Source organism: Chamaesiphon sp. VAR_69_metabat_338 (genome assembly GCF_031423935.1).
In the GTDB taxonomy this organism is placed as follows: Bacteria; Cyanobacteriota; Cyanobacteriia; order Cyanobacteriales; family Chamaesiphonaceae; genus Chamaesiphon.
Genome location: NZ_JANPGM010000564.1, coordinates 1 through 8,348 on the forward strand (window position 1 = coordinate 1; position 8,348 = coordinate 8,348).

9 protein-coding genes are annotated in these 8,348 nt (G+C 47.2%); 4 read left to right on the forward strand and 5 right to left on the reverse strand.

What is annotated here, in order from left to right:
* Positions 1-197: 197 nt before the first annotated feature.
* Together RMO84_RS15535 and ruvC are read right to left on the reverse strand one after the other, a co-directional pair.
* Positions 198-443 carry a hypothetical protein gene (locus RMO84_RS15535; protein ID WP_310489345.1) on the reverse strand — a complete coding sequence of 82 codons (246 nt, stop codon included), beginning with the start codon at positions 441-443 and terminating at the stop codon, positions 198-200.
* Between the two features lie 194 nt (positions 444-637).
* Positions 638-1,126 carry a crossover junction endodeoxyribonuclease RuvC gene (gene ruvC, locus RMO84_RS15540; RefSeq protein ID WP_310489346.1) on the reverse strand — a complete coding sequence of 163 codons (489 nt, stop codon included), beginning with the start codon at positions 1,124-1,126 and terminating at the stop codon, positions 638-640.
* Positions 1,127-1,375: 249 nt separating this feature from the next.
* On the opposite strand from ruvC, the gene RMO84_RS15545 reads away from it, so the two are divergent.
* A complete protein-coding gene (locus RMO84_RS15545; protein ID WP_310489347.1) occupies positions 1,376-2,812 on the forward strand; it encodes a YvcK family protein in 1,437 nt (478 codons plus the stop codon).
* A gap of 136 nt (positions 2,813-2,948) precedes the next feature.
* Complete coding sequence (gene tsaE, locus RMO84_RS15550; protein WP_396135872.1) at positions 2,949-3,404, forward strand: tRNA (adenosine(37)-N6)-threonylcarbamoyltransferase complex ATPase subunit type 1 TsaE; 456 nt, start codon at positions 2,949-2,951, stop codon at positions 3,402-3,404.
* A gap of 100 nt (positions 3,405-3,504) precedes the next feature.
* On the opposite strand, the gene RMO84_RS15555 is transcribed toward tsaE, so the two are convergent.
* A complete protein-coding gene (locus RMO84_RS15555) occupies positions 3,505-3,753 on the reverse strand; it encodes a Ycf34 family protein (RefSeq protein ID WP_310489348.1) in 249 nt (82 codons plus the stop codon).
* A 41-nt stretch (positions 3,754-3,794) separates the two neighbouring features.
* Between RMO84_RS15555 and RMO84_RS15560 the strand changes: the two genes are divergently transcribed.
* Positions 3,795-5,027, forward strand: coding sequence for a CCA tRNA nucleotidyltransferase (locus RMO84_RS15560; protein WP_310489349.1), 1,233 nt, complete (start codon positions 3,795-3,797; stop codon positions 5,025-5,027).
* A 12-nt stretch (positions 5,028-5,039) separates the two neighbouring features.
* On the opposite strand, the gene RMO84_RS15565 is transcribed toward RMO84_RS15560, so the two are convergent.
* Positions 5,040-5,717 carry a hypothetical protein gene (locus RMO84_RS15565; protein WP_310489350.1) on the reverse strand — a complete coding sequence of 226 codons (678 nt, stop codon included), beginning with the start codon at positions 5,715-5,717 and terminating at the stop codon, positions 5,040-5,042.
* A 99-nt stretch (positions 5,718-5,816) separates the two neighbouring features.
* Positions 5,817-7,724, reverse strand: coding sequence for a M48 family metallopeptidase (locus RMO84_RS15570; protein WP_310489351.1), 1,908 nt, complete (start codon positions 7,722-7,724; stop codon positions 5,817-5,819).
* A gap of 280 nt (positions 7,725-8,004) precedes the next feature.
* Between RMO84_RS15570 and RMO84_RS15575 the strand changes: the two genes are divergently transcribed.
* A complete protein-coding gene (locus RMO84_RS15575; RefSeq protein ID WP_310489352.1) occupies positions 8,005-8,244 on the forward strand; it encodes a hypothetical protein in 240 nt (79 codons plus the stop codon).
* Positions 8,245-8,348: the final 104 nt, after the last annotated feature.

Consider the following 8,348-nt stretch of genomic DNA (forward strand, 5'->3'; position numbering starts at 1 on the left):
CGGGATTTTTTTGGTTGACGGAGTGACCTTTCATCTGCTCCTCCTGATTCCTCTTTTCTCTACTTTAACGCCACTTTGAGGCTTAAGTTGACACCACTGCTACGAGGGGCACCCCTACAGATAACTTGTAGGGGTGCCCCTCGTGGGTACCCGCATATCGGTGAGATCGCACTATCTTCAATCGAAATCAGACAATATCAAGCCGATCGATCGAAACTTTTGGAGACGTAACTAATCGTCCCACTGAGAATTGCCCCGCCCATCAAGACACTAATTGATGGTAGAAATAATGGCTCCCACAGGCTTTGCCAGACTAGCAAACCGAGGGGGATATTTGCATATTTGCCCGCGATCGCTACTAGAAACCAGATAAAACTCAGCAGTACAAAAAATACATTAACGGTGAGTAAATTGTTAATGAGATTAGAAATTTTGGCAATCATGGCGTATTTTCCAGGGACTTTTGATAAGCTAGAGGCGTTGTTGAGAGCACACAATGAGGTAACTATTTGCCCAGATAGCTCGTCAATTGGCTACGGCTATTGACTGGGGACATCGAGTTGCTTAAGGTCTGGCAAATTGGCATCGAGCAAGATTCTAAAAAATTAACTAAACTTAATGTAAGCTAGATCGATACTCAACCAATTTGCATCCAAGCTGTCAATGCAGTTGCTAGCGCATCCGCAGCATCATCAGGGCGCGGAATTTTGTCTAGGCTGAGTTCGCGGGCAACGGCGGCTTGTACTTCCGGCTTTTGGGCATTGCCATAACCAGCAACTGCTTGCTTGATTTGAGCGGGGGTAAACTCCACCCAGGGAATCTGATGTTGGGCGATGACTAGCAAAATTACGCCTCTAGCTTGAGCGACAGGGATCGTATTTCCCATTTTATAGAAAAATAACTGCTCGATCGCCACTAAATGTGGTTGAATTTCGTCTAATAGGCTGTGCATGTCATCGTAGATCGTTTGGAGTCGAGAGCCAATCTCCGTGCGTGGAGGAGTTTGAATAATCCCAAAATCAATCAATGTCGCTGTCGGTGGACGAGTAACTGTCGAAACAGCAATCGCCCCAAAACCCAGACTGGCTAATCCTGGATCTAAGCCCAGGATCTTAGTAATTGTCATTGCTGTAACCAAAAATTAGGCTCAAACTAGTCGTCCGATCGTGAGTAATATGGCTGAACCTAGAGATTAAACCTTTACGATCGCAATTATAGTCGGATTAAATGGGCATATAAGATATATGACACTCGTCAAGCGCGATCCCAAATTTCTAATTATTCGTTGCGATCCGTCAGAGTACCTGTAAGATTGACTCAGCTGAAGTTTGTCTATCAATTTAAAAATTCTCTTATTTTTTAACCCCGAAAAATAATGTCGATCGGTCGCTTGAGACGAGCAGTCAGGAATTTAAGACGTGGTAGTAGTACTTTACCGTCACAGGACGGAAAATATTCCAGTTTCCGGCGACTATTTCAGTGGTTATCTCCAGGCATCTTTGTCAAACGCTGGTTATTTACGATCTATGTCGGCGTCTTAATGACGATCTTGGGTTTGGCAATCTGGCTCAAGCTCACCCCAATTTTCTGGCTGTTCCAGCTTGTTGACAAGATCGTTGAGTTTGCAGCCAGAGTCATCCCGCATTACTTGTCAGGGCCGATCGTGCTGGCCTCTGGCCTATTTTTGGTATTTTGGGGACACAGCCGCTCGCTGGGCGAAATTAGTAAAGTACTGCGTCCCGATGGTGGCGAAACTCTGTTAGACATGCTCTGGCATAATCGTCGGCTCAATCGGGGGCCAAAAATTGTAGCGATCGGCGGCGGTACGGGCTTATCGACGCTGCTACGGGGTCTAAAACTATATAGTGCGAATTTGACCGCTATTGTCACTGTCGCCGACGACGGCGGTTCTTCAGGGCGATTGCGGCGCGATTTTGGCGTCCTGCCACCAGGGGATATCCGCAACTGTATTGCGGCCTTGGCGGATGAAGAAAAATTACTGACAGAATTATTTCAATATCGCTTTGAAGCTGGTGACGGTTTGATGGGTCACAGTTTTGGGAATTTGTTTTTGACAGCAATGTCCGAGATTACTGGGGATCTAGAACGAGCCGTAGTAGCTAGCTCCAAAGTTTTGGCCATTCGCGGTCGGGTATTGCCAGCGACGCTGACAGATGTGACGTTATGGGCGCAACTCGCCGATGGGCAGTTGATTCAGGGCGAATCGACGATCGGTAAATCCGAGAGCCAAATCGTCGAAATCGGCTGCTCTCCTGCCAATCCGCCAGCCTTACCAGCCGCGATCGCCGCCATTCAGGAAGCTGATTATATTATTATGGGGCCAGGGAGTCTCTATACGAGCGTCATTTCCAATCTCCTCGTCCCCGAAATTGCCCAAGCTATCGCCGAGCGGCAAGTGCCTCGGATTTATGTCTGCAATATCATGACGCAGCCCGGTGAGACGACGGATTATACCGTTGCCGACCATATCGAAAGTATCGATCGCGCTTGCGGTCAGAAGTTATTCGATGCGGTATTGATACAGAAGACCCCACCTTCGACCGATTGCTTGCAATACTATGCCGAAGAAAATTCTTATCCTGTGTTGCTCGATCGGGATGATATCAAACAATTGGGTCGGAGTATCTTTTCGGTGAACGTGATGGAAGAAGACCCAAATACCCGCTACCTCCGTCATAATCCGCGCCGCTTGGCTAAAGCTTTGATTCATTTCTACCGGCGCGCGCAAGAGTCATCGACATATCGAAGTTTGAAGGTAGCACCGATCGGCCGTGATGCGAAGTCAGCCTGAGAACGCGATCTTCCTCGCTTTTCAGCCGCAACAAACAACATTGTTGGGTCAGACTTAGGGTGCCCGCCCCTACAAGTTATCTGTAGGGGTGCCCCTTGTGGGTACCCCCAAGATATTCGCTTTTACTAGTTTTTACATGGTGGTGCAAGATGTGAATATGTCCGATCGAATCGTCCAATTAGCAGATGCTAACGATACCCACGCCTTGGGTGTGGAGCTAGGTCAGTCTTTGAATGCTGGCAGCGTGTTGTTATTAACTGGGGATTTGGGGAGCGGTAAGACTACCCTCGTTCAGGGTTTGGCTCAGGGATTGAATATTACCGATGCGATCGTCAGTCCGACTTTTACGATTATCAATGAGTATTTTAGCGGTCGCTTGCCGTTATACCACCTCGATTTGTATCGGCTGGATGCCCCAGAGGTTGACGATCTGCATCTGGAAACTTATTGGTTGGGACTCGAATCCGAACTGGGGATTATGGCGATCGAGTGGGCGGAGCGATTGTCTCACTTGCCACCCAATTATCTGCGGATCGAATTGACTTACGACACCGTCGATCGTCGAATTGCTAAATTACGCGATCGAGGGTAACTAGTTGGGTAGGGCGGGTTTGAATTAAATTGCCATTACAATTGGAATTTCTAGCATAAACCCGCCCCTACAGACCCACAGACATCCACAAGATCGGTTTTTAGGTAGGAATCAATTCCCCTGGACGCAGACGCGACCATTTGCCGCTATCTTTGGTAAAACTCAGACAGCCGACGACATCCCATTCCATTTCGACACCTTCGTCGAGAGTACGAATGTTGACGTTAATTTGGGGCTGAGTCGCTTCAAAGTCGGGCACAGCAGTTAGATGCACTTGCTGATGTTGTTCTTCCACCGCATGATAGGTCGTGCAGCGATCGACATACTCACAATTGATGCAGATACACATAAGATATGAGGGGTTAGGAACTAACCGATATCTAGTATTCTATGCAATTTTTAGAGAATCTACCATTCGATCTCGATCTGTTACCCAAACCTATCTATGTGGTGGGTGGAGCGGTGCGGGATGCTCTACTCGGGCGGGTGCGGGCGGAATTGGATCTAGATTTGGTTATCCCAGATCGCGCTGTTGAGGTGGCGCGACAGTTGGCGACAACACATCAAGCGGGTTTTGTTTTGCTCGATCCCGAGCGGCAGATTGCGCGGGTGGTTTTTCCTGGGCTGACGGTGGATATCGCGCAGATGGATGGTGCGAGTATCGATCGAGATTTGGCGCGACGGGACTATACGCTTAATGCGATCGCGTATGACATCCAAACTCGACAAGCGATCGATCCCTTTAATGGCACTCAAGATGTCCGGCAACGCACGATCCGAATGATTTCTAAGGACAATCTCATCGACGATCCTTTGCGCTTGCTCAGAGCCTATCGACAAGGGGCACAACTGAATTTTACGATCGAGCCAGATACCCACCAGACAATTCGGGAGTTAGTAACGTTGCTAACGACAGTCGCGGCGGAGCGAGTATTGGCAGAGCTGCGGTATTTACTTCAAACACCCAACAGTAGCCCGTGGCTAGTGCAAATGGCGGCTGACGAGTTGTTGACTGGTTGGCTAGAAATGCCGGTGCGTGCGGATGTCGCGGAGCGGTTGGCAAAATTCGATCGCGCGGGCGAATTAATCGATCGACATTATCCCGCACTTGCTGCCGAACTCGATCGATCCGTGCGGGAGACGATTGCGATTTCGCGGCGCGCGATCGGGAAGTTGACAATCTTACTATCGCCAGAATTAGAGTTAGCAATCGCTCAAATGCTACGACTGACTTTGAGTTCGGCGGAAATTCAGATCGTGACTACAGCTATTACTTATTTACCGCAATTAGTCGGTTCAAAGCTGTCTATAACCGAGCAATATTTTTGGTTTAAATCTGTAGATATTAATTTCCCATTGTTAGTAGTCATTGCGATCGCAGCTGGGGTGGAATTAGTCGATCTACAACCATTAATCGATCGCTATCTCGATCCTGCCGATCGAGTTGCCCATCCGACGCCATTAGTTAATGGTCGCGATTTAGTCGAGTTTTTAGAGATTCCACCTTCAGTAACGATCGGTAAATTACTGACTGAAATTCAAATAGCCAGAATTACTGGCAAGATCGAGACACCAGCAGAGGCACTGCAATTTGCCAAACGAATCTTGCCCTCCATCGAGTAATCGATCGCCCATTTATTCAACTAATTTAGCTTGTTTGAAGACATCCTGAATCGTATCGCCGACGATAATTCCGTACATTACTTGAGAAATCGAAGCCAAACCAATCGAGCAGATAAAGGCGGCTAATGGGGATGACATCCAGTTCCAACCACATAAAACTACCGAACTCACAATAATTATCGAGGCGGTAATGCCACCCAACGCACCTGCGAGTAACTGTTCGCGATCCCAATCATGCCAGAGCGATCGCCAATACAAACTTTGCTGGATCAGGGATTTTTGCCAATTCCCGATCAGCCGCCCATTGATACCACCAACGAGGGCACCAATCAGTGCCAAAATAATCAAAACAGTGCCATCTGCATCTAATTCAAATACTTTCATCCCGAGATGAATTAAGCCCCAATTTAAAATATTCATTGGCAATCCTGCGATTGCCGTATAGATCCAGCGACGATCGAGTGATTTGACAAATTGCTTGAGGATTTGCCATTGAAGATAGCCTTGAATTGCGCTACTAAGCAAACAACCGAGCAATCTCATCAAATAGATCGCGGGCAGATTATCGATGTGACACATGAGGACGACTAAAGTAACGATTGCTTGAGTGGCAATTGTTAGCGCGATCGAGCCGCAAATTTGAATGAGTAACCACTGATTTAAAAAGGTTGGTCGGTGTTGCTTAGACATTGAGGATAGTTGGGAGTTGGGAGTTGCGGCTGAAATCACGCGGAGGTTTCCTCCGCATGTGTTTCAGTCAAGACAGGGAGTTGGAAGTCGATTTAATCTTTATTGAAAGATGGTGGCGTTGGGAATTTTTTGGATATTTTCGATTAACCGCCAGTCTTGGCGATTGGTAATTCGAGATTTCTTGTTGTCAAAAAAAGCAATTACTAACCGACGGTCGAAGTTGAGTTCGATCCGCAATCGGTCTCCGAGACTGAGTGAATGTTGTGATGTAGTTGTCGGTGCTTGGCGGCGATCGATCGGCCGAGGATGAAGTTGAATTGCCAACACATAGAGCGGTCGTTCTGGGAAAACTTGCAGCGGTTTACATACTAAATATGCCCGGGCGATCGATGAGTAATTCATCAGCTTGCGACAAATTTCGGCAACTAGCTCTGGCTCTAGATCGTGCGGTATAAACCGATCGGTATCCGTGAGTGTGCGCTCTAATTTCGATCGCCATTGTTTGGGCAAATGTTGTTGTCGCCATGCCAAATAAGTCTCAGCGGATTCGCGATCGTCTTGCGATGTGTGAAACCGATATAGCTCCTCACAACTGGACACAACTAACTCGGGATCGAGGGCAATCGCGCGTTCTAAATACGTGCAACCACTGAAATGCCCCCGATTGACGAGCACTTTGCCGACTTGATAATTGGCATGAGCCAGATCGGGATTGGCAGCGAGCAGTTCTTGCCATAACGGGAAAGCCTGAGACTCGCCAGCTAATTCACCTGTCAGCTCGGCTTGAATGATGGCTTCATTGAGCGTTAACGGGGCAATTGTCGCTTGAAAGCTCAGGGTTCCTAAATATTCTTGCTGGTACTGTGCTTGGTAATATTGACGCAACCAAGCGGCTTTGCGACTTTCAGCCCATTGGAGATCGAGTTCGGCAGCCAGATCTGCCAAGCGATCGCCGAAAAATTGTTCTGCCGCAGTATGGGTAATGGTTTGGGGCTGCCAATCGATCGGGATTGGGTAGCCGACAGCCGCCAACCTGTCGCTCAAACAGGGGTGAGTGTCGTCGGTATCGGTTGCCTGTCCCAAAATCAAGTTCAGCCAGACTCGTGCGACGTGCGGATCGAGGGGTTGGCGCAAAGCTGCTAACATTTGCGTCACTACATCTAGCGGCGGCGTAGGCGATTCCTGAGCTTGGCGATCGAGTTGGCGATTGAAATGCTCTTGTAAATAATATTGATAAATATAAGTTTGGATCAGATCGCCAGCCGCAATTTCAGGACTCGTCATCCGTTTTGCTAGCGCGTCGGCAGCGTATTCGCGATCGCGTACCGAGACAAATGAGTAAGCTTTAATTAACGGTTCATACCAGCGAAAGAACCACTGTAAAATGAATAAATTATTGTCAGCGGTGAGCTGTTCCCACATCCGTCTGACCCGAAAAATATAGCCAGTAAAACTACTATCGTGATTGGCTAAATGTCCGAGTTCGTGGGCTAAAGTTGCTTCGAGTTGGGCGGGAGTCAGCGATTGTAATAAAGGTAAACCCAGAATTAGATAATTTTTACACCATTCTTGCCAGCCGAGATGTGGCGTCTGATAGATCGCCGCATTATGCTCGTAGTTGACTACCACATGATGAATTTTGGGCGTCTTTAATTCACTACTCAAGCGATCGATAACGGCAAATAACTCGGGAAACTCACTCCGATGAATCTCGCGATCGCTCAATGGATTTGGCTGCACCCAAAATGTGGCGATCGCCACCAATCCAAATAGCACCCATAATTGATGGGGATCGATCGTAATCGGACGCTTTTGAGTTAGCTCTAATAGCCACCGCACCATCCATAAACTGCTAAAGATACTCAGACAAATGATGGCGATATAACCATAGCCGATCGTGGCTAATGCCGCGACTTTTAGTTGATATTTAGTAGTCGTCCGCTGCCGTGTCGATCGTTCTAGTTGTCGGACTAACAGATCGAACTTAGTCTGCTGCTCTAATTCCATCGGGTCGAATTCAAAGTTCTAAACCCAAAATTGCTGTAGTTCGGTACTGTACCTACAAACTTCAATTTCAAATTCAGTGGGATGAAACTATTATTCCCACGCGATCTCAGACCTATCTAAGTGCATCTACGGATCTTTGATTTCGATCGTTAATTTAGTTGAAATTACTGATGCCAACGCTTGAGGGTAACTACGCGTTCGGAAGATCGACGTTTTAGGGAAAATTAAGACGATCCCGTTGGCGATCGCCCACACGATTTCTCTATGACTATTATTAGTAATGACCTATATAAAAGTGCTGCCGAGCTATTGCTTCAGCCACGCACCAGTCAAGAGCGAATCATCGTTAGAATTTTCGAGTACAGCAATTCTGGATAAGTTGCAACAAAATCCACGGAAAACTGAAACGATCGATGCCGATCGGCAAGCTGAAGCATTCTGTCTCGATCGCGGCGATACCGATCGAGCTATAGCAGTTACTAAAACGATCGAGGGCATTATAAGTAGGAATTTGGATTAGCTTTCTATTGATATTGACATGTATTCTAATTTGGATACTTATTAACTAAGATGATTTACAAAATTGATTACAGTTTAATGGGCGTGATGCAATCTATCGGTCAT